The sequence below is a fragment of the Streptomyces sp. NPDC029139 genome, assembly GCF_055564335.1.
Genome location: NZ_JBVHWN010000029.1, coordinates 1 through 18,870, shown reverse-complemented (window position 1 = coordinate 18,870; position 18,870 = coordinate 1). Strand labels below are relative to the sequence as shown.

At 69.6% G+C, this 18,870-nt stretch carries 20 protein-coding genes and 1 pseudogene; 10 read left to right on the top strand and 11 right to left on the bottom strand.

Annotation, left to right across the window (positions count from 1 at the left end; genetic code table 11):
* Nucleotides 1–124: 124 nt before the first annotated feature.
* Nucleotides 125–400 carry a hypothetical protein gene (locus ACZ4VW_RS32240; protein WP_467968646.1) on the bottom strand — a complete coding sequence of 92 codons (276 nt, stop codon included), beginning with the start codon at nt 398–400 and terminating at the stop codon, nt 125–127.
* A gap of 256 nt (nt 401–656) precedes the next feature.
* Nucleotides 657–788, bottom strand: coding sequence for a hypothetical protein (locus ACZ4VW_RS32235; RefSeq protein ID WP_467968644.1), 132 nt, complete (start codon nt 786–788; stop codon nt 657–659).
* Between the two features lie 45 nt (nt 789–833).
* On the opposite strand from ACZ4VW_RS32235, the gene ACZ4VW_RS32230 reads away from it, so the two are divergent.
* Both ACZ4VW_RS32230 and ACZ4VW_RS32225 read left to right on the top strand, forming a co-directional pair.
* Nucleotides 834–1,661, top strand: a complete 828-nt coding sequence (locus tag ACZ4VW_RS32230) for a hypothetical protein (RefSeq protein WP_467968642.1) — start codon at nt 834–836, stop codon at nt 1,659–1,661.
* Nucleotides 1,662–1,695: 34 nt separating this feature from the next.
* The gene (locus ACZ4VW_RS32225) at nt 1,696–1,857 is read left to right on the top strand and encodes a hypothetical protein (RefSeq protein ID WP_467968641.1); all 162 of its coding nucleotides are present in this window, start codon (nt 1,696–1,698) and stop codon (nt 1,855–1,857) included.
* A 242-nt stretch (nt 1,858–2,099) separates the two neighbouring features.
* On the opposite strand, the gene ACZ4VW_RS32220 is transcribed toward ACZ4VW_RS32225, so the two are convergent.
* Complete coding sequence (locus ACZ4VW_RS32220; RefSeq protein WP_467968649.1) at nt 2,100–2,666, bottom strand: TetR/AcrR family transcriptional regulator; 567 nt, start codon at nt 2,664–2,666, stop codon at nt 2,100–2,102.
* 33 nt (nt 2,667–2,699) lie between these two features.
* Here ACZ4VW_RS32220 and ACZ4VW_RS32215 point away from each other — a divergent pair, with 33 nt between their 5' ends.
* Both ACZ4VW_RS32215 and ACZ4VW_RS32210 read left to right on the top strand, forming a co-directional pair.
* Nucleotides 2,700–4,211 carry an FAD-dependent monooxygenase gene (locus ACZ4VW_RS32215; RefSeq protein WP_467968639.1) on the top strand — a complete coding sequence of 504 codons (1,512 nt, stop codon included), beginning with the start codon at nt 2,700–2,702 and terminating at the stop codon, nt 4,209–4,211.
* Nucleotides 4,212–4,386: 175 nt separating this feature from the next.
* On the top strand, nt 4,387–4,953 hold the full coding sequence (locus ACZ4VW_RS32210; protein ID WP_467968637.1) for a hypothetical protein: 567 nt from the start codon (nt 4,387–4,389) through the stop codon (nt 4,951–4,953).
* Between the two features lie 310 nt (nt 4,954–5,263).
* Here ACZ4VW_RS32210 and ACZ4VW_RS32205 read toward each other — a convergent pair whose 3' ends face one another.
* Entirely contained in the window at nt 5,264–6,694 is a 1,431-nt protein-coding gene (locus ACZ4VW_RS32205; protein WP_467968635.1) for a TerD family protein, read from the bottom strand.
* 198 nt (nt 6,695–6,892) lie between these two features.
* Here ACZ4VW_RS32205 and ACZ4VW_RS32200 point away from each other — a divergent pair, with 198 nt between their 5' ends.
* Nucleotides 6,893–7,162: a YaaC family protein gene (locus tag ACZ4VW_RS32200; protein WP_467968633.1), complete on the top strand. Its 270-nt coding sequence runs from the start codon at nt 6,893–6,895 to the stop codon at nt 7,160–7,162.
* Nucleotides 7,163–7,182: 20 nt separating this feature from the next.
* On the opposite strand, the gene ACZ4VW_RS32195 is transcribed toward ACZ4VW_RS32200, so the two are convergent.
* A complete protein-coding gene (locus ACZ4VW_RS32195; protein WP_467968631.1) occupies nt 7,183–7,713 on the bottom strand; it encodes a hypothetical protein in 531 nt (176 codons plus the stop codon).
* A gap of 1,198 nt (nt 7,714–8,911) precedes the next feature.
* Complete coding sequence (locus tag ACZ4VW_RS32190) at nt 8,912–9,307, bottom strand: RidA family protein (protein ID WP_467968630.1); 396 nt, start codon at nt 9,305–9,307, stop codon at nt 8,912–8,914.
* A 142-nt stretch (nt 9,308–9,449) separates the two neighbouring features.
* On the opposite strand from ACZ4VW_RS32190, the gene ACZ4VW_RS32185 reads away from it, so the two are divergent.
* Nucleotides 9,450–10,424 carry a helix-turn-helix transcriptional regulator gene (locus ACZ4VW_RS32185; protein WP_467968628.1) on the top strand — a complete coding sequence of 325 codons (975 nt, stop codon included), beginning with the start codon at nt 9,450–9,452 and terminating at the stop codon, nt 10,422–10,424.
* A 107-nt stretch (nt 10,425–10,531) separates the two neighbouring features.
* Here the strand turns inward: ACZ4VW_RS32185 and ACZ4VW_RS32180 are convergent.
* Nucleotides 10,532–10,725: pseudogene (locus ACZ4VW_RS32180) on the bottom strand (transposase); the annotation flags it as partial.
* 130 nt (nt 10,726–10,855) lie between these two features.
* Here ACZ4VW_RS32180 and ACZ4VW_RS32175 point away from each other — a divergent pair.
* Nucleotides 10,856–11,776: a fascin domain-containing protein gene (locus ACZ4VW_RS32175; RefSeq protein ID WP_467968651.1), complete on the top strand. Its 921-nt coding sequence runs from the start codon at nt 10,856–10,858 to the stop codon at nt 11,774–11,776.
* Between the two features lie 214 nt (nt 11,777–11,990).
* Here ACZ4VW_RS32175 and ACZ4VW_RS32170 read toward each other — a convergent pair whose 3' ends face one another.
* Nucleotides 11,991–12,338, bottom strand: coding sequence for a hypothetical protein (locus ACZ4VW_RS32170; protein ID WP_467968647.1), 348 nt, complete (start codon nt 12,336–12,338; stop codon nt 11,991–11,993).
* 110 nt (nt 12,339–12,448) lie between these two features.
* Here ACZ4VW_RS32170 and ACZ4VW_RS32165 point away from each other — a divergent pair, with 110 nt between their 5' ends.
* The gene (locus ACZ4VW_RS32165; protein ID WP_467968627.1) at nt 12,449–12,823 is read left to right on the top strand and encodes a hypothetical protein; all 375 of its coding nucleotides are present in this window, start codon (nt 12,449–12,451) and stop codon (nt 12,821–12,823) included.
* A gap of 688 nt (nt 12,824–13,511) precedes the next feature.
* On the opposite strand, the gene ACZ4VW_RS32160 is transcribed toward ACZ4VW_RS32165, so the two are convergent.
* Entirely contained in the window at nt 13,512–14,243 is a 732-nt protein-coding gene (locus tag ACZ4VW_RS32160) for an SDR family oxidoreductase (RefSeq protein ID WP_467968625.1), read from the bottom strand.
* 99 nt (nt 14,244–14,342) lie between these two features.
* Between ACZ4VW_RS32160 and ACZ4VW_RS32155 the strand changes: the two genes are divergently transcribed.
* Nucleotides 14,343–14,834, top strand: a complete 492-nt coding sequence (locus ACZ4VW_RS32155) for an RrF2 family transcriptional regulator (RefSeq protein WP_467968623.1) — start codon at nt 14,343–14,345, stop codon at nt 14,832–14,834.
* A gap of 486 nt (nt 14,835–15,320) precedes the next feature.
* On the opposite strand, the gene ACZ4VW_RS32150 is transcribed toward ACZ4VW_RS32155, so the two are convergent.
* Nucleotides 15,321–15,497 (bottom strand): hypothetical protein, encoded by a 177-nt coding sequence (locus ACZ4VW_RS32150; protein ID WP_467968621.1) that lies wholly within the window; start codon nt 15,495–15,497, stop codon nt 15,321–15,323.
* A 708-nt stretch (nt 15,498–16,205) separates the two neighbouring features.
* On the opposite strand from ACZ4VW_RS32150, the gene ACZ4VW_RS32145 reads away from it, so the two are divergent.
* The gene (locus ACZ4VW_RS32145; protein ID WP_467968619.1) at nt 16,206–16,475 is read left to right on the top strand and encodes a hypothetical protein; all 270 of its coding nucleotides are present in this window, start codon (nt 16,206–16,208) and stop codon (nt 16,473–16,475) included.
* Between the two features lie 389 nt (nt 16,476–16,864).
* Here ACZ4VW_RS32145 and ACZ4VW_RS32140 read toward each other — a convergent pair whose 3' ends face one another.
* The gene (locus tag ACZ4VW_RS32140) at nt 16,865–18,103 is read right to left on the bottom strand and encodes a PP2C family protein-serine/threonine phosphatase (protein ID WP_467968618.1); all 1,239 of its coding nucleotides are present in this window, start codon (nt 18,101–18,103) and stop codon (nt 16,865–16,867) included.
* Between the last annotated feature and the right edge of the window lie 767 nt (nt 18,104–18,870).

Below are 18,870 nucleotides of genomic sequence, written 5' to 3'. Positions count from 1 at the left end.
TCAGCGGCTCGATCCGGTCCCACATCGCATCAGTGATCACTAACCGGACAGACACATCCGATCAACTGATCAACCCATCAAAGAGACACGGCCTAATCCCTCCGCCGAAGGCATGATCGGCAGGCTACGCGCTCTCCAGAGCCTTGATCACGTGGTCCAGTTCCGGCGGCATGACCGCGATCAGGACTTGCCCGTCGGATGAATCGCATTCCACGATCCGGGAGGCTGGGTTGACCGCCACCGCCTCACGCAGTGAGGGCGAGCGCACCTCGGCCTGACACAGATCGGCCGGCAGAACGGCTTCCTGCTTGCCAAAGGATGGCTTCCAGACGAGGGGACCATCGCCGATCAGCAGGCGTCCCGCCCTCCAGTTAGAGCCCTGAGCGGACCACTTGAGCATGCAAGGCACCCCGGTCGGCTCCCCGGCGGCTATCGCGGTCGACCTCTGCTGCCGCTTCCGACGCATGAGCCATCCAACGAGTACCGCGGCGACCACACCAATCGTTAGTTCGATCACTCTCGCATTCAAGCAGGCGGAGAAGGCTGGGCGGAGCCCATCACCAACCAGCAGGGCCCTGGGCCTTCAACAACACCTACGGGTTGCCCCGTAATGATCTGCGTCACGGCAGGGACGGTCGCGGTGCGTGTGGTCGTCGTTATCCGGTCAGGGCGAAGTTCTGCGTGTAGGCGATGCCGGGCATGGCGTGGTGAGCGTCCTCTTCGTTGAGACGGCAGTCGCGGAGGATCTTCGGCTGCCGTCCCGCTTGGCCCGTGAGTGTTGTCAGCACCTCATGCCAGGATCCGAACGAACGCACGAACGCAGGGAGGGCGCCATGGGTACCCCGGAGGCCGGTCTTTTCGGCAACGGCACGGACGCGGACTGGGCCGACGCGGTCTGGAAGGCATTCACCTCGGCGTCCCAAACCGCGCCGTGCCCAGACGCGTCCCCCGAGGGGCCGCCGCTGTCCGTCGACTGGATCGACCACGTTGACACGGACCCCGTACGTGCGTTGGAGATGCTGGTCCTGGGGTGGTACCCGGTCGAGGAAGCGCCGCCGAACCTCGATGCACCCACGGACGACGTCCTCGCCCTTCTGCCACCGGCACTGGCCGCCTTCCACCGACTGGCCCGCGTGCGCCCTGCCCTCTACCGCTTCTGCCACCCGATGTTCCTGCGCCCCCAGCACGTCACAAGGCCGCACGGCGGTCAACTTGTCTTCGCGGTGGAGAACCAGGGGTGCTGGGACTGGTCCATCCCCTGGCCTCCTCAGGCCGGCCCGGGCGAGACCGACCCTCCTGTCTGGCTCACCGAGGACCCGCACTCCGACGACGACCCGGAGACGACCCTCGAAGCGGAACCCCTCAGCCGCTTCCTCCTCCAGTTCACCCTCAACCAAGCGTGCGGCATCGCGCCCTTCAGAGCCTGGACCTTCGTCATGCCCGTCGAGCGCCTCGAACCGCTGTGGAGCTTCCTACGCCCAGTCCCCCTCAGCCCTTACATGCCCACCTATGAAGGCGACCTGTTCTACGCAGCCCCTGGACTGCTGGCCAGCATCAGCGCCGACGAGACTGAAGCGGTCATCGGTTTCGGAGCGCGCCACCGTGAGGCCCTTGCTCCCCTGCGGGCATACGACTTCCCCTGGCGGCGCTTCGACGAATAGCATCCACCCGCCCGACGCGCAGGGAGAGCGCCGCGTGCGCGTCAACGGAATCAGCCTCGGCCGCGCCTACAGCCCCACCAACGTCATCGAATTCCTGCGCCGGGCCGGCCTCGACCTCGACGACGTCACCGCAAGCGGCGGGGACATCATTTGGCGCGGGGGCGGCCCTGCCGACTGGCACCCCGGCCGCGGGTGACCCGCCCCGCCCGGCCGGTTCCAGCGGGTCAGACGACGGGGGAGCCTGGGTAGTCGTGGCGCCGGTATCCGTGGCCGTCACCGTGCCCGTCCAGGAACAGGACCGAATCCGCGAGGGCACCGGGGCCGGCCCGGCGGCTGATCACCGGCGTACGGTAACGGCCCCGCCGCTCACCGCCGCGGGGAAGTGCCGGTGGCCGCCGAGCTGTCCCGCGGCACGGGAGCCGCTCCGGCACAGGAGCCCTACGGTGCCTCCGCCGTCAGATACCGCTGCACCGTGGGCCCCAGCCAGGCGACGACCTGCTCGCGGGACATCGCCGCGGCGGGCGGCAGCCGCAGGACGTAGCGGGCGAGCGCCATGCCCAGGATCTGGGAGGCGGCGAGCGCGGCGCGGGCCGGGGCCTCGGCCGGGTCGGGGCAGACGCCTGCCGCGATCGGGCCCAGCTGCTCCCTGAAGATCGCCTGCATGCGCTCCGCGCCCGCCGCGTTGGTGACGCCGACGCGCAGCAGCGCGGTGAGCACGTCGTCCCGCTCCCAGCGGTCGAGGAAGTGGGTCACGAGGACGGCCCCGATGTGCCGCGCGGGCAGCGTGCCCACCTCGGGCAGCCGCAGGTCGAAGGCGGAGGCGGAGGCGGCCGCGAACAGCCCCTCCTTGTTGCCGAAGTAGCGCATGACCATCGACGGATCGATCCCCGCGTCGCGGGCGATGGCCCGGATGGTGGCGCGCTCGTAGCCGTCGGCGGCGAATCGCTCGCGTGCGGCCCCCAGGATCGCGGCACGGGTGGCATCGGAACGTCGTGGAACAGTCATCATGTCAACGACCGTAGGCCAACGGGTGTTGACATGCCAATCCGGTCGGGCCTACAGTTGCCAACAAGCGTTGACCAACAATCGTTGGCACACCACAGCGGACCGACAGCAGTCGGCCACCCCGGGGAGGCAGTCGTGCAGCACACGAAGACCGACACGGACGTTCTGGTCGTGGGTTCCGGCCCCACCGGCCTCCTGCTCGCCGGCGACCTCGCCGCCGCCGGCGTGCGGGTCACCCTCCTCGAGCGCCGCCCGCGCGGCATCAGCAACATGACCCGGGCCTTCGGCGTCCACGCCCGCACCCTCGAAGTCCTCGACGCCCGCAGCCTCGCCGACGAACTGGTCGACAAGGGCACCCCGCGCACGCGGCTGCGGCTGTTCAACCGGCTCACCCTCGACCTGGGTCGGCTGCCCTCCCGCTACCCGTACCTGCTCATCACTCCGCAGTATGAGGTGGAGCGCCTCCTGGAGCGCCGGGCCATGGCCGCCGGGGTCGACTTCCGCTATGGCACGGAACTCAGCGGACTGCGCCAGGACACCGACATGGTCACCGCCGAGATCACCGACCCCGACGGCGGGCCCGGCACCCTCACCGCCCGGTACCTCGTCGGTGCCGACGGCATCCGCAGCGCCGTTCGCACCGCCCTCGGACTGCCTTTCCCCGGCGTCTCGGTCATCCGCTCCATGGTCCTTGCCGACGTCAAGCTGGCCGAGGAGCCCGAGGAGTTGCTCACCGTGAACGGTGTCGGGGACGCCTTCGCCTTCATCGCCCCGTTCGGCGACGGCTGGTACCGCGTCATGGGCTGGAACCGCTCCCGCCAGGTCCCCGACAACGAGCCCGTCGACCTCGACGAGGTCCGCGAGATCGCCCGCCGCGCCCTCGGCACCGACTACGGCATGCACGACGCCCGCTGGATCTCCCGCTTCCACAGCGACGAACGCCAGGCCCCCGCCTACCGCTCCGGCCGCGTCTTCCTCGCCGGCGACGCCGCCCATGTCCACTCCCCCGCCGGCGGCCAGGGCATGAACACCGGCCTCCAGGACGCCGCCAACCTCTCCTGGAAGCTCACCGCCGTCCTGCGCGGCGACGCATCCGAACCCGACGCGCTCCTCGACAGCTACCAGTCCGAGCGCCACCCCGTCGGCGCGACAGTGCTGCGCAGCAGCGGTGCCGCCGTCCGGCTCGCGATGGCCCACACCCCGCTGCAGCGCGCGTTCCGCGCCGTCGCGACGAGCCTGATCGGCGCGATACGCCCGGCTTCGGACAAGGCGGCGGGCATGATCAGCGGCATCGGCATCGCGTACGGAACCGGCCCCGCCGCGCACCGCACCGGAGGCCACCGCGCGCCCGACGCGGCGCTCGACCGCGGCCGGCTCTACGAACTGCTCCGCGACGGCTCGTTCGTCCTCGTCACCCCCCAAGGCGCCAACGCGCCCGCCGCGCCTAAGGCCCCCGGCGCGGTCACCACCGCCACCTGGGCCGACCCGGCCCGCCGAACCGCGATGCTGGTCCGCCCCGACGGCTACGTCTACTGGGAGGGCTAGGTCATGTCCGGGCGACCAATGCCCGAAGCGGCCCCGGAGGCCCGGCTTCGGTGGTGGTGACAGGTTGAAGTGGCCCCACCGTGTTGCCGTGACGCGGCCCCGCCAGGGAGGTCGTCGTCCCTTGCTGGGAGGATCAGCTGATTCGATGCAGCGAGCGAGACGACCGGAGGAGCGAGTGACTGCTCAGCAGCCCCTTGATGAGGGTCCGGCGACGGTGGCCACGGCCGCCGGAATGCTCGTCTTGTGGGATCCGCAGCGGTTCGAAGCCGTCGTCGACTACGACACCTGGGAGGACGAACTCCTGGAGGACGAGGACATCGTCCGCCACATCCAGGCGGGTGCTCTCGTTCCGCTCAACGTCGGCGGAGACGGCGCGTTCGGTGTTGTGGTACGTGCGGGCACTGCAGCCGCGCCGGCCCTGTTGACCGAGCGGGAGACAGCCCATCAGCTGGTCGCTTCCCAGTCCTACCTGTTCGTCTCCCGCGGTCGCGCGCTTGTGGGTGGCATCGAAGACGTCAGCGGAGATGCCTCGGATGGCGTGATCGAGCACCCCGTGCCCGAGGGCCGCTGTGCCGTGGTCGTCCACTTGATCGACTGGCAGGCTGAAGCAGGCAGCCAGGACAAGGACGGGCGGCCAGTTCCGGGAGCCCTGACGGACTTCGTGGTACTGATCAACCCTGCTCAGCCCGGTCAGAGCACCTTCCGGTCCGAGGTGAATACGTTCGAGGCCCCGAACGGCTAAGGCCGGCGAATCTGGCTCAGACCGCCGTGAGCTGCTGTTGGGCCACTGGGCCTTGGTGTGGGCGAAGCGGTATGACTCGGTGCCGGTCTCGATGATCGCGAGACAAACCGTCACGGCCAGTCCGACCGGTGCGAGGGTGCTGATGCGGTTCTCGTACTCGTTGCTGGGCCAGCTGCGCGCGGTGGAAGAAGGCCGGCGCTGCCGCTCGCCGCGCTGGCGGAGCAGGCCGCCCCGGACTGAACCCGCACGGAGGCGGAAAGGGAGCAGCGTCCGGGCGCTGTCCCCGTAGGGCCTGTCCGATCAGCGCCCCTCAGTGCCTCGCTCGGCGCAGCCATCCCAGTGCCCTGCGGGGCTCGGGCATCTTCACCGGGCCGTCGGCGTCCTGGCCGCTGCTGTGGGGCTGCACGTCCTTCAGACGCGCGTCCCAGGGGCCGTCGGCCGCGGACAGATAGACGAGGAGCGGGCCCTCGGGCAGTGGCAAGGTCTCCCTGCGCGCGCCGATCTCGCTGACAACGGACCCTCCGGGCTTCGGAAGCGTGGTGGGGTCCGTGTGCCCCGCCAGTCTGTAGAGATGGCCGATGAAATTGCTGTCGCCCTTGTAGTGGAAGGTGACGTCGGCCGTACCTCCGGTGTGCAGCAGGACGTCGGGGCCCCAGCTCTCCAGCCGGTCCTTCGACAGGCGTCGGGCCTCCGCCAGCGGCAGGATCCGTACCTGCCAGGAGCCGCTCGCCTCCAGCCGCAGGCGCAGCCGCCCCTGCTCGGGGACGGAGGTGATCACCCGTCCCCGGAAGTCCCTCTCCGTGGTGCTGACGAGATATCGCCCCTTGGCGTTGGACTCGTCGAGGGGCCACAGACCCGTGTAACCGTCACCCTTCAGGGTCAGTTCGACCATGACGGGGCCGTGCGGGAGATCCTTCACGGTGATCACGTCGTTGTCCCGGCCGGTGACGGTGCGCGGCTTGAAGACGGGCCCGCACGTCCAGGCCGATGGGTCGGGCTTCGGCGCGGGCGTGGAGGACGCCGTCAGGGGCACATGGTCCGGTGCCTCGGCTCTGGCCTGCTTCTGGGCCAGGGCCCGGATCTGCTCCGGGGTCATGTCAAGGATCTGGTCCCGGGTGAGGCGCAGGCCCTGAGCCGGGGCCTCGGCCGGGGCGGCGAACGGGGCTTGGGCCTCGGCCCCGGCCAGGGCGGGCGGGGTGGCGGCCGGGGCGGGCGTCGCGATCCGTTCCAGGACCTCCTGTGGATCCTCGTCCACGTCCACCCCGTGGTCCACCGCAAGGCCCGTCAGCCCGTCCACGTACCCCTGACCGACCGCGCGGAACTTCCAGCCGCCGGACCGGCGGTACAGCTCCGCGAGGACCATCGCCGTCTCACCGCCCGCGTCGGTCACCTCGTATCCCACGACCGTCGCACCATCCGGCCCGAAGACCTCCACGGACAGTCCGCGCACGTCCCGCAGCGCGCCCTCCTCCGTCGACGCGACGACGAGGACGCGGGTGATCTCCTCCTCGATCGTGGTGAGGCCTGTCTCCAGCCACACCGTGCCGTCCTCGCCGGCGGACAGCCGTACCGCGCCGGAGGGGTGCGCCGGAGCGCCGCCGAACACAATGTCGGCGTCTCCCCGGACCCTGCCCTGTTCCGTCACGAGCAGCGCCGCGACGTCGACGCCGTTCCGGACGGCGACGCGCAGTGCCGCCGTCGGGACGAAGGCGTTGTCTCCCTTGATCAATCCTCCGAGCATGAGCGGATCTTGCGCACGACGGGGGGACATCCGCAAGGCCTCGGGTGCGGAGACCCGGGGCCTTACGAAGGGGAACAAGATGCATTCCTGCAGAGGCACCCCGGCGCCGCCGGGTATGACGACTTCGCCTGTCGCCGGGCAGGAGCCGATGCCGGACCTGACTTCGAGCGGCACCATCCGAATGCCGACTGGCTGTCCATGCACTGGAAGATGCGCGCGGAAGCAGGCACCCGAGAGGAGCGCCTGGAGCGCCTGTCCGCGATGACCCGGAAGTACTCCGGGCAGCGCTACTTCCTCCCCGCCGTCGCGGGCCTGCCGCGTGAACTCCACCCGCTGATGGCGTGGTGGGCGGTTCTGTACACGCTGTCGATGCTCGCCCGCTACCAACCCGCCCACTGGTCTCCGCCCACACCGCCGTGGTCGGGAAACTCCGTCCGGCAGGGATCGTCACCACCCGAGCCCCTGTAGCGTCGGCGGCGGCGCTCTGGCTACCGTCCGCTGCCATCCGCGCGCAGCGCGGCACGGACCAAAGCAACGTCCGTAGTGGGAACAGCGAGTTCCCAGTAGCGATCCGCTGCTTGCAGGGACAGCAGGCGGAACAGTCCCTTGTCGACCGCCTCACTTCCCGGGCCGGCGACCGGGCCCGCCCCATGGACATGGAACGGAGCAATCAAGGCGACTCCTTCGCCAGTCCCGCCGAGCACTCGAAACGGCTGCCACACCACTGGCGATGCCGCGGCAGGGTCCAGAATCAACGACCCCGGCCGGAAACGATGGCCGTCACGGGCGAACGCGGAGACCTCGCGAGCCTCTCCCGCGTTCAACGCTGCGACGTCCGCCTCGGCGCGAAGCCGAGCGGCTCCCGGGAACTGCTCGATGAGACGCCCCGGATGCCGGAGCAAATCCGTGAAGGTCAGCGTTCCCGCAGCCCGACGCACCTTTCTTCCCACCACTGCCCCCTGCATCGCGGTCGCACCCAGGGTAACGACGGGGATGTGCGGGATCGCCTCCTCAGCCACCTTCGCAACAGGCCCAACACCAGGGCGAGATGCCGTGGCAGAGCCTGGTCGCCCGCCTGGTGGAGGTGGTGCGGGAGGTGAGGGCCTGGGCCGCTCGCGGGGCGGGTTCACCAGCAAGCTCCATCCGAGCGCGGACGGCCGCTACCGCCCGTTGTCCTTGATCGTCACACCAGGTCAGCGAGCAGATTGCACCCAGTTCAAGCCGGTCCTGGAGATCCGAGTACATAGACCGGGCCTGGGCAGGCCACGCAAGGAGCCCGACAGCCTCGCGGCCGACAGGCCTACGGCAACGGCCCCGTCCACGAGTACCTGCGACGGCGAGGAATCCGCCGCACCATCCCGGAGAAGACCGACAGCCAGGCGGCCCGCCTGCGCAAAGTCGCACGCGGTGGACCGCCGCCCGGCTTCGACGAGGACCGCTACAAGAAGCGCAACACCGTCGAGCGATCAACCGCCTGAAGCAGTCCCGGGCGGTCGCCACTCGCTACGACAAGCGCGGCTACATCTTCCTCGGCACCGCCACCGGCAGCTCTCACGATCGGGCTCCGTACATGATCGCCGACAACGTGCCCGCGCTGCCCCTGCCGTTGATGATCTGCACCCTGACAACAGCGATCGCCCCCTGCTATGCGGGGCGAAGAACGGGATCGATCACTGCCAGCCCCTCGTGCAGTCGGCTGGCCCCCCCGAGCAACACGAGCGTCGGCGTCGCCCGACATCTCCTCGCAGAGCCGTAGCGCCTCGTCCAGGTCCTCCGAGAAGATGCTGAAGACATCGACCACTGCGGTGTGGATCCAATCGGCATGATTGTCGTTGGCGACTGCCAGTGCGGACGCGACTATCGTCAGTCCGGCCCTGTCCTTTCGCCGAAGCAAGCCCTCCGCGGTCCGCCAGGTGACTCGACAAGCCGGGCCGGCGCGTCCCGGACACGGCCTTGCCGACTGCGGGGGCTTCTTCTAGGGGACCGGCTGACGCCGGCTGGGCAACGGAGCCAACGCTCGACGGCCTGCGCCTGGACGGCATCCCACTGAGTGATCGCGGGCGGCGAGTCCGGAGCGCACCGCGAGGCGTACGTTCGCCGGGCAACTCCTGCCAGGCTCTTCATTAGACCGGGCTCAGATCGGTGTCATCTTTTGGCTGAGCCTGTGCTGCTCGGGCCGGTTCGACTGGCACGAGCAGCACAGGAGGCGAGGTCAGGTCAGACGACGGCGATCCCCTCGATCTCGACCATCTGGCCGGGGATCGCCAGTCGCGTCACCCCGAGCATCGTGGTGGTCGGCGCCACCCCGACGGCGCCCAAACGTGCCGCCAGCACGCCGTAGTGCTGGAAGAGCAGATCGACGTCGGTCGTGTAGACACCCAGTCGGACGAGGCTCGCGAGAGTCATGCCAGCCCCTGCGAGCACGGCCTCCAGGTTGTCCAGGCTCAGCGCCAACTGCGCCGCCATGTCACCATCATGGTCGGGCTTGCCCTCGGCGCTCATCGCGGTCTGCCCCGAGATGTACAGGGTCCGGGTCTGCCCGGAGACGACCTCACCCTGGTTGAAGCCCAGCTCCGCGGACCACGTCACCGGGTTGACAGCCGTTCGTTCCATTGCCACGTCAGCTCCATTCAATTGACCGCGAATACGCCCGTACGCCGCCCAACGGCTCGGTAGCCGACGGCCTCGACGTCGTGTGAAGAGCCTCGCAACGAATCACGACACCCTTAGTCATGTATTTCGATAAAGTCCTCGCATGCGCGCCGACCGGCTGGTCTCACTGGTCCTGCTTCTGCGACAGCGCGGCCGGCTGACCGCGGACACGCTGGCCCGCGAGCTGGAGGTATCCACCCGCACCGTGCTGCGCGACATCGAGGCGCTGTCCACGGCCGGCGTCCCGGTCTACGCCGAACGCGGCCGGCACGGCGGTTTCGCGCTGTCGCCCGGCTTCCGGACCGAACTCACCGGTCTCAACCACGACGAGGCCCTCGCCCTGCTGACCGCCGGATCAGGGCAGGGCGAGCGGGTACTCGGCCTCGGCCCGGCGCACGCCTCGGCCCTGCGCAAGGTGATCGACGCGCTGCCCTCAAGCCACCGGGCCACGGCGAGCGACGCGGCCCAGCGACTTCTCGTCGATCCGGAGACGGACCTGCTCTCACGCCGTTTGGTCACCGAGGACGCACCCGACACCACCACAATGATCGAGGTCCGGCGGGCAGTGCTCGCCGGACACAAGCTGCGCATCCACTACGCGGCCACCAACCAGAGCCCGCAGTGGCGCACAGTGGACCCGATCGGCCTGGTCACCGTACGAGACCGGGTCTACCTGCTGGCCACGAGATCCGGCGCGGACCGGACCTACCGGCTGTCGCGGGTGCTGGCCGCCGAGGAACTCCCCGAACCTGCGCAGAGACCCAACCGGGTCGACCTCGACCGCATCTGGCGGGAACGGGCCGCGCGGTTCCTCTCCGACGGCCACATCACCGTACGGGTACGGGTGAAGCCCGCACGACGGGAAGACCTCCTGGACACCGCGCTGGCCGTCCGCACGGAACAACCCGAAGCAGACGGATGGCTCCGGCTGGAGGTGACCTTCCAGGACGCATGGCACGCCGAATGGGCACTGTGGCAGCTCAGCACGGACGCCGAAGCCCTGGCCCCGCAATCGCTCCGCACCTCCCTGCACAACCGCGCCGCCGCGATTGCCACGCGCTACAAAGCTCCATCCTGAAGAGGACTTGACGTCCTCTCAGAGACCACTCGGGAGCCTCGGACCGTCCGCTCCGCGTCCCGCAGCTGTCAGCCAGCCACTCCCGCAGCACCGCACCCGATGCTTCCCCAACCGCTCGATGCCGGCTCTCCCGGAGCGGTGAACGCGGAGATGAGTAAGGTCCGTTTGAGCTGTTTGCTTCTCTCCTGGGCGGTTGTTCTCTGCGGATCGAGGAGCCTGAGCTCCGGGGTTCCGGGGCGAGTCCCGCGTATGCGGCAAGGTGGCCGGCTGTCGGAAAGGTGCCGTCGTCCACCTCGATCAGGTTGTCGATCATGCTTGACTGCACCTCGTTCAAATCCGCACATGAGAGCGGAGCACTCATGAGGAAACAGGCATGCTGAAGCGAATACGGTTCGTAATGGCGGCCGTGCTCACCGCTGCCGGGCGCCGTTGTGGCGCTGGCCGCGCCGCCGGCCGGCGCCACAACGGCGGTGCCCCCCTCGTCGGCCGGGCAGCGGTGGGCGGTGAAGGTCAACGGTCACTACGTGACCGTGTACGCCGGGCCGAACGGTGACACGAAGCTCAGGGCCAATCCGGAGGCCACCGAGGCAAATGGGTGGGAGCTGCTCACCCTGCACACCGACTACGTCGCGGCCGTGGGGAAGTTCGGGACGACGGTCAGTTTCCGCTCGGAGGCCACGGGCAACTACGTCACGGCGGAGGACAGCCCGAGCGGATTCCTGCTGCGTACCCGCGGAACGACCACCGGATCCTGGGAGCGCTTCAGGCTGAAGCCCCTGGCCATCACCGCGAACATGCCAGCGCCCACCGCCCAGGCCCCCAAGGAGCGCGACGTCGTCTCGTGGAACGTCTGCGCCAACAACAACCCCGACCCCGACTGCGATCTCGAGTACGCCCCGCCCGCGACCGTTGCGGACGACGTCTCGGCCGCTCTCCACAGTGCCATGGGCGCCAGGCGACCCGCCGCAATCTTCTTCCAAGAGATCTGCGAGAAGTCCGTCAAACCGCTGGAGCTGAAGCTCGATGGCTGGGCCGGCCCACTGGATGTCCGGTTCATGCCGACGTACTACACGGTGGCCACCGCGACCGAAGGCACGGTCGTCCAGGCGCAGAAGACCTGCTCGGACGGCACTGACGGGATCGACCGAGGAGCCTTCGGCATCGCCCTTGCCGGGCCCGACAGCAACGCCTGGTACCAGGGCACCATCTTGCCGTCGCCGACCGGCAAGGAGCAGCGGCCCATGCTCTGCGCGGTCGTTCCGGCCGAGGGTTCCGCATACTGCAACGTAGAGCCCTATGGAGCGCCAGGCGGCAGCTTCGGCTCGAACACGCCCTGCGGGGCGCTCGGTTGAGAGGTAGACGTCTGGGGCAGTACCCGGGCCAGCTGGCGGTGGATCCGATCGGCTTCACCACCGACCTGGACGGGGACGTCACCGCGTTCGGTGACGAGGCGGTCGTAGACGGGAGTCTGCTGGAACACGATGAGGGTTCCCTTCAGCGGGCGATTCGCCGGGCCGGCGCAGCATACGGGCCCGGCGATCACTCCCCCTTGCCCGGGCGGGGCATTCAGGCCAGGACGGCGGCCTCGGTCACGCTGTCGCCGTCGAAGAGCGCGGCGAGCAGGCGGACGTGGCCGTCGGGGAGCTGGCCTGAGCGGCGCTTGGCGCGCGCTTTGGCGAGCCAGGCACCGATCTTGCTGGTCTCCCCGCCGGCTCGGATGGTGTCGCGGGCGGTGGGGGCGCAGCCTCCGCGGTGGAGGAAGAGCCCCAGGAGCCGGACGGTCTCCTCGAAGGTGCGGCGGGCGGGGCTGAGCGGGCTGGTGTCCGGGATGAGGCCGAGGGTCGCCATCAGCCGCTGCTGGCCTTGGGCCAGGGACGGCCAGGTGGCTAATTGGCGGCGGAGCCAGGAGCCCATCTTCACGCCAGCGAGTGGGTGTCGCGGGTGAGTGCGGCCGGGTCGGCGCCGGTGGCGAGGTGGGCGCGCAGCAGGTGGTGATGTCAGGGCGAGCGCTATCGTGCGTGGCCGTGGACGCTACTGAGCTTGACTACCGGGCTCGGACGCGGTCCGGCTGCATCCCGCCGGAGCTGGTCTCGCGGCTGCTTGAACGCGGCCACGTCGACATGGTGGAACTGCAGGCCGGACGCGGGGAGTGGTTCTGCGCGCTGGCGTGGGCCCGGTTGCTGGGTAAGCAGGGGCGCCAGGCCGACGCGTTGGAGGTACTCGCCCCGTACCTGGAAACCGGCTGGTGGACGGCCGTCGAAGCCGCCGCCGAGCTGCTGGAGGGCTGGGGCCGCATCGACGAGGCCATCGAGAGGAGGCAGGACATCCGATGGCGCTGGAGTCCTACACCCGCCTACTCGCCCGGCACGGCCGCGCCGAGGAGGCGTTCACCCTGCTGAGCCCGCACATCGGCGAGCGTTCCCTCGCCGTGGCACTGGTTGACATCGCGGCCGCCGGCCGTGACGAGGAAGCCGCCGCGCTGCTCGCCGCCCGGACCGAACACCGGTGCTCCGACTTTCCGTGGTGCTGCCGAGGCCTCGATCGTGACACGGCGATCGTGCTGCTCGCCGCGCGACGGCTCGCGGTGCTGCTGGAGGAACGCGGCGACGTCGAGGGGCCGACCGACGCATGGCCCACGACCCGGACTCGGCTGGCCAGCTCGCGCAGCTCCTTGCCCGGCACGGCCGGGTCGACGAAGCGATCGTGGTCATGCGCGTCCAGGCCGACGCCCGCAACGGGGACGACTGGATCCTCCATACCCTCGCCGAGCTGTGCCTCGGCCAGGGCCGCCCCCAGGAAGGCCTGGCACACCTTGACGCCCTCGCTGCCGCCCGCGGCGGCGAGGAGGAGTGGGACCTGTACTGGATACGGCTGCCGCTGATCGCCGCCCGCGACGGCGTCGACGAAGCGATCACACAGGCCCTCGCCCATCCCGAGGGCACAACCTCGCACGCGGCACCACACATTGCCGAGCTGCTCGCCGGCGCAGGACGCACCGAGGAGGCCGTCGCCGTCCTGCGCCCGCACGCCCTCGAAAACCGCCAAGACCTGGCCGGGTACTTGATCGAGGCGCGCGTTCGCTGGTGGTCAGCCGTTGAGCCAGTCCTGGTAGCGGGTGGGGGCCAGGCGGGCACTGGGGCCGGGGGTGAGGACGTCTCCGTTGACGGCGGCGAACAGGCCCGCCTGGTCGTCGACGATGACGGAGCGCCGGTCGCCTCGCGCGGCGAGCGTCATTCGGCCGATCTCGTCGAGTGTGAACTTGTCGGGGCCCGCGATGTCGAGGATCCCGTTGAGCGGTGTGCCGGTGGCCACGTCTGCGAGGGCGTCGACGACATCGGCGCTGGCGATCGGCTGGAGCGGCGTTGCGGGCAGGCGCACTGCGGTCTCGTCCGAGGTCCACGACATCGTCGGCTCCATGAACTCGAAGAACTGCGTGGCGCGCACGATCGAGTACGGCGTCGGGCCGCCGCGCAGAAGTTCCTCCTGGAGCGTCTTGGCGCGGTAGTAGTCCAGTACGTCGACCTGGTCGACGCCGACGATGGAGAGAGCGACCTGGTGGCGCACGCCGGCCCGCTCGCCCTCGGCGAGCAGATTGCCCACCGTGGCACGGAAGAACTCGATGGACTGCTCGTCGAACGTGGGGGAATTGGTCACGTTGACGACGGCGTCGGCCCCGGCGAGCGCCTTGTCGAGGCCGGCCCCGGTGAGCAGGTCGACGCCGGAGGACAGGGACGCTGCGGTCACCTCGTGGCCTCGTGCGGTCAGCTCGGTGGCGAGCTGGGAGCCGATGAGTCCGGTGCCGATGACGGTGATCTTCATGGTGTGCCTTCCTTCGTGGGCCGAGCGCCCCGCAAACTCGGACAACTTATGTCCGAGATAATACCCGGATAGTCTGTGTCCGAGTCAAATGGAGGAGACATGAAGCTGTCCGGTGGCGTGGAGTGGGCGCTGCACTGCTGCGTGGTGCTGACCGCGGCCAGCGATCCGGTGCCGGCTGCCCGGCTGGCCACACTGCATGACGTCTCACCGAGCTACATGGCCAAGCAGATGCAGGCACTGTCCCGCGCGGGCCTGGTGCACTCGATCCAGGGCAAGACCGGCGGCTATGTACTCACCAAAAAGGCCAAGGACATCACCCTGCTTGACGTGGTGCAGGCGGTCGACGGAGCGAGCCCCGCGTTCGTCTGCACCGAGATCCGTCAGCGCGGACCGCTGGGTACGCCGCCGGAGCAGTGCACCAAGCAGTGCCCCATCGCCCGGGCGATGGGAGCGGCCGACGCTGCGTGGCGCGCGTCGCTGGCCGCCGTCACGATCGCCGACCTCGCCGCGTCGGTGGAGCGCGACAGCGGCCCTGAGGCACTGCCGAGGATCGGCACCTGGCTGAACGGGAGCCAGGGCGATCAGCCCTGAGGACCGTCAACACCGGCGGCTACATTCTCAACCTGCCGGCCGGAGCGAACGCAGCATGGAAGTTGAGCCAGAACCCGTTCTCACGAACAAAGCCAGTCCGGTCCGGCCGCGGGCTCGGGTCTGAGTCGTCGTGGTCGCGGTCGCGGTCGCGGTCGTAGATCCGACCGCGCAGCAGCTGCTTCTAACCGTTCATACCGGTCAGCCTCCCACGCACCACCGACAGCCGGAGGGCGTCGGGCACGGACCGCCCGCGCACCGGGAGGATGAGACACGAGCCGTGGGCCCCTTGATCTTGTTCGGATCAAGGGGTCCGGTCAGCCTTCCTCGTCTCGGTCCGCTTGACCCGCTGGGTACCCACTGCGAAAGTGCCCGCCGAGCAGGCCAACACGGCATGGTGGTGGAGTGATCCATCATCCGGGCATCCTGCGGACCGCTCCCCTGCAGGGAGAAACGGCCTCGTCACTGATCGTCTGCCTCGTGGTCCGATCAGGTCTGGGTGGAGGTGATGTAGCCGGTCACCCAGTTCGAGAACTCGCATGCCAGGTGCCACTGGTGCTCGGTGAACATCCACGGCGGCAGCGTCGCAGGGGAGGCCACGGTGAGCTTCGCGCTGAAACCGCCGCCGGGGTTGTCGCGGAACTGGTGGCGGACCGCGCCGATCAATGGTGCCGTTGGAGGTGCGGGCCCAGCCGGAGGTCTGGATCGGGTAGAGGGGGTCCTCTGAGCACACATCGAGGCTCGGCCGAGGCGCCGGTCGAGGTCGTCGAAACGATGCGACAGGGCCCCGTCTCACTGCCCAACGGTCTCGGACTGACCGCGCAAGACGGAGAACAGGTTGGCGTACGTTTTGTTCCGGACGCTGCCGTACGGCCGCGTGGCGAGATCGCGAGCGGGCGGGTTCGGTGGCGCCGGTCGCGTGACGGCTACGCGATCCGGTGGCGCCGCAGGACGTCGGGACCCGGACGGCACGGTGAGCAGCGGCATCCTCGCCCGCCTCGTTCGCCTACCCCGACAACCCGGAGCGGGTGACGCACGCGCAGGCCCTCGGGGCGGCCTCCCACGTGGCCGCGACGGACCCGCAGGCCGCGATGGCGCTTGCCGCCTGGCGGGCGACGGCTGCCCCATCGTGGTTCCGGCGACTCCGGGGGCCGCGTCCGCGAGCACCGACAGTCGGCACGCTGTGGAGGCGCCATCAACAAGGGTCGGGTGGCCTGCCGCCGATTCGGCTGGGCAGGCGCCACGTCTCGGCTGGTTGCGGGGATGGTCCGATGGCGGCCGCCCCAGGCAGGTAACGCGGCTTTTGCGGTCACATGGGGGTGACCCGACAGAGAAGCAGCCGTTAGGCACAAGATCGTCATCCAGCCCGCCGGGTTGGCCGCCACGGTCCTGTGCCTGTCCGCCAACGCCGTCGGCAGCGGCCACAGCCGGCAGTGGGGCAACGGCGCTGCGAGCTGGGCGGTCCCTGGCGGTGTCAAGGAGATCACCCTCTCCGTGTGGGGTGCGGGCGGGGGCGCGCCACGCGGAACCCCTTCTGCTCTCACGTCAGCGATCGCAGAGGCGCCTTCACCCCCACACGCCGGGGACGCGCTGGACTTCGGCCTGGAGCGGATCATGGACGGCGTGGCGGCCCCGCTGCCATGACCAGCCCGTCGTAGCCGCCGGTTTTCCCCAGCGGGTTCACTTCGAGAAGCAACTGAGGCCAAGAGCGACACCGAGGGAAATTCGAGGTCGGCATCACGGCCGGACCCACTGCCCGCACCGTCGGGATATCGAGGGCCCGAAGCTCCGGCAGCCCCGAACCGCAGGCGCCGGAGAGCGCCTGCGATTCTCCGCGGGAGCGGTTCAGGGGGACGACCGTGCCCGCACTGCAGGTCAGCGTCCGGGCCAGGGCGAGCGGCAGGCGAGGAGGCCGGGGCAGAGCCTGTGCGGCCGGGCGGATCGAGGGCGGCTACATCCGGAAGAAGACCGCGTCGGCCGTCGGCAACCACGCTGTTCTGCGGCGTTCGCTTTCGCGGCCGGTACGGCCGGGCCTACGGCTTCGGGCGGTCGGCCGAGGCTTGGTGGGTGTCCGCCCCGGAGCTGACGTGTCGCTGGGTCTCCTGGGGACCGTGCCAGTCAAGGCACACCACGGTGGCATCGTCCTCGAGTCGGCCGCCGGCCGCGTCCCGTACCGCTGAAGTCATTGCCAGAGCGGTCTCGCGGGGGTGCAGGGGCCGGGTGCGCTCCAGCAGGTCCAGAAGATCGACTTTCTCTCCGTGGCGCTCGAGCATTCCGTCGGTGAACATGAGCAGTCGGTCGCCGGGGCGCAGGTCGATGTCCTGAGCGCGGTATGGGTGGGGCATGGGTACGGACAGTCCGAAGGGGTGGTCCACCTCGCAGGTGATCGCCTTCGCGACTCCTTGGCGCAGTCGCAGGGGCCAGGGGTGGCCTGCGTTGACGAGCTGGGCCCGCCCGGTATGGAGGTTGATACGCAGCAGCTGCCCCGTGGCGTGGCCCTGGCCGTGGTCGGTCAGGGCCTGGTCCGCCAGGTGAGCCTGCTCCACCAGGCCGGCCCCTGCGCGTCGGGCGCCCCGCAAGGCGCCGATCAGCACGGTGGCGGCCAGGGCCGCGTCGATGTCGTGTCCCATGGGGTCGGTCACCGACACGTGCAGGGTGTCGCGGTCCAGGATGTAGTCGAAGGTGTCGCCGCTGAGGTCTTCGGAGGGCTCGAGGCTCCCGCACAGGGTGAACTGGGCCGCCTCGCACGACAGCGACGGGGGAAGCAGCTGGTACTGGATCTCCGCGGCCAGGGTGGGCGGTCTGGAACGCTTGCCCCAGGTGTAGAGATCGGTGAAGCGGCCGTTGGCGATCACGACGTAGGCCAGGACGTGCGCGGCCTCCCCGACCGCGGTGAGAGTGTCCTCGCCGGGCCCGGCCGGCAAAAGGAGTTCCAGGAGCCCGATCGCGTCCCCCCGGTTGGTGACCGGCGCGATCACGCGGTGTCCGCGACGGGTCGCCTCCTGGTACAGCCGCTGGGTACGGATCACATGTTCGTACACACTGCCGAGCAAGGGAATCCGTTCCGCTTCCTGGCCGCTCTCCCCCACAGCGGTGGTGGACAGCCGGGCCACCGCCCTCCCCGTCAGGTCCACGATGAGAAAGGAGACCTCGACGGCCTCGAACCGCCGCTGCAGATCCCGCGCGACGACATCGACGGCCTCCACCGGCGCGGCCGTCTCCGCCGCGGTCAGAAGCCGAGGAAGCTCACTCTGCCCATCGCTCACCGGCATGGTCCCTTCGACGAACCCCTCCCGAGCCAACGCGGCGATCCACCATGACGAGCACCACCAGCCTGGCTCTTCACGTACACATCATCCACCCTCAGAGAGCCGGCCACAGGTCGGCCGGCGTTCCGGGGACACGCAAGCCCAGGCGCGCGGAGCAGCAGCACTCCCTTGAGTCCGGTGCCCCGGTTCCGCCGACGGGAGGGTCTGACGGATCAGGCAGGAGTGATGTTCTCGGCCAGGGGACCCTTCCGGCCCGGGGGCGACGTCGAACATCACCAGCCCGCCGGTGGCCGGCGGGCGCACACCGTCTCAGGCCCGCGGCGGGCGGGGCGGGCGCTTCGGCGGCGCGGCGGTATTCGGCGTTGATGCGCTGGGCTTCTTACAGCTGGTCTTCCAGGACGATGAGAGCGAGGTGTGCGGCGGCGGCCGTACGGCGCTGCTGGCGGCGAAAAGAGCGAAACCGTTCACCGAGGCGGCTGATCACCGCAGGCATGATCACGAGCAGCCCGGGATAGGGCTCAAGCGGCTCGTACCCGGCCGCCCGCATAGCGGCAGTGTGCTTGGCCTTGGCGGCCTCGCTGCGGCGGTTGGAGTCACGGGGAGGCGGTCATGGCGTACCTATATCAACACGGACTGACAGCCCTATTCGGCCCGCTTACGCGAGGGGCAGGGCCTCCTAGGCAGTGTCTTCAAATGATCATCGCTGGTGGATCATAGTGGTGTGATTCGTCGCCATGAACTGTCCGATGCCGAGTGGGAGTTCGTCCGGC

Bases quoted from the DNA above. Each gene is read 5' to 3' on its own strand.
- ACZ4VW_RS32170 (WP_467968647.1), bottom strand. From the start codon at position 12,338: ATGGGCTCCTGGCTCCGCCGCCAATTAGCCACCTGGCCGTCCCTGGCC.
- ACZ4VW_RS32215 (WP_467968639.1), top strand. From the start codon at position 2,700: ATGCCAATCCGGTCGGGCCTACAGTTGCCAACAAGCGTTGACCAACAA.
- ACZ4VW_RS32185 (WP_467968628.1), top strand. From the start codon at position 9,450: ATGCGCGCCGACCGGCTGGTCTCACTGGTCCTGCTTCTGCGACAGCGC.
- ACZ4VW_RS32140 (WP_467968618.1), bottom strand. From the start codon at position 18,103: ATGCCGGTGAGCGATGGGCAGAGTGAGCTTCCTCGGCTTCTGACCGCG.
- ACZ4VW_RS32200 (WP_467968633.1), top strand. From the start codon at position 6,893: ATGCACTGGAAGATGCGCGCGGAAGCAGGCACCCGAGAGGAGCGCCTG.
- ACZ4VW_RS32230 (WP_467968642.1), top strand. From the start codon at position 834: ATGGGTACCCCGGAGGCCGGTCTTTTCGGCAACGGCACGGACGCGGAC.
- ACZ4VW_RS32240 (WP_467968646.1), bottom strand. From the start codon at position 400: ATGCTCAAGTGGTCCGCTCAGGGCTCTAACTGGAGGGCGGGACGCCTG.
- ACZ4VW_RS32160 (WP_467968625.1), bottom strand. From the start codon at position 14,243: ATGAAGATCACCGTCATCGGCACCGGACTCATCGGCTCCCAGCTCGCC.
- ACZ4VW_RS32155 (WP_467968623.1), top strand. From the start codon at position 14,343: ATGAAGCTGTCCGGTGGCGTGGAGTGGGCGCTGCACTGCTGCGTGGTG.
- ACZ4VW_RS32205 (WP_467968635.1), bottom strand. From the start codon at position 6,694: ATGCTCGGAGGATTGATCAAGGGAGACAACGCCTTCGTCCCGACGGCG.
- ACZ4VW_RS32220 (WP_467968649.1), bottom strand. From the start codon at position 2,666: ATGACTGTTCCACGACGTTCCGATGCCACCCGTGCCGCGATCCTGGGG.
- ACZ4VW_RS32190 (WP_467968630.1), bottom strand. From the start codon at position 9,307: ATGGAACGAACGGCTGTCAACCCGGTGACGTGGTCCGCGGAGCTGGGC.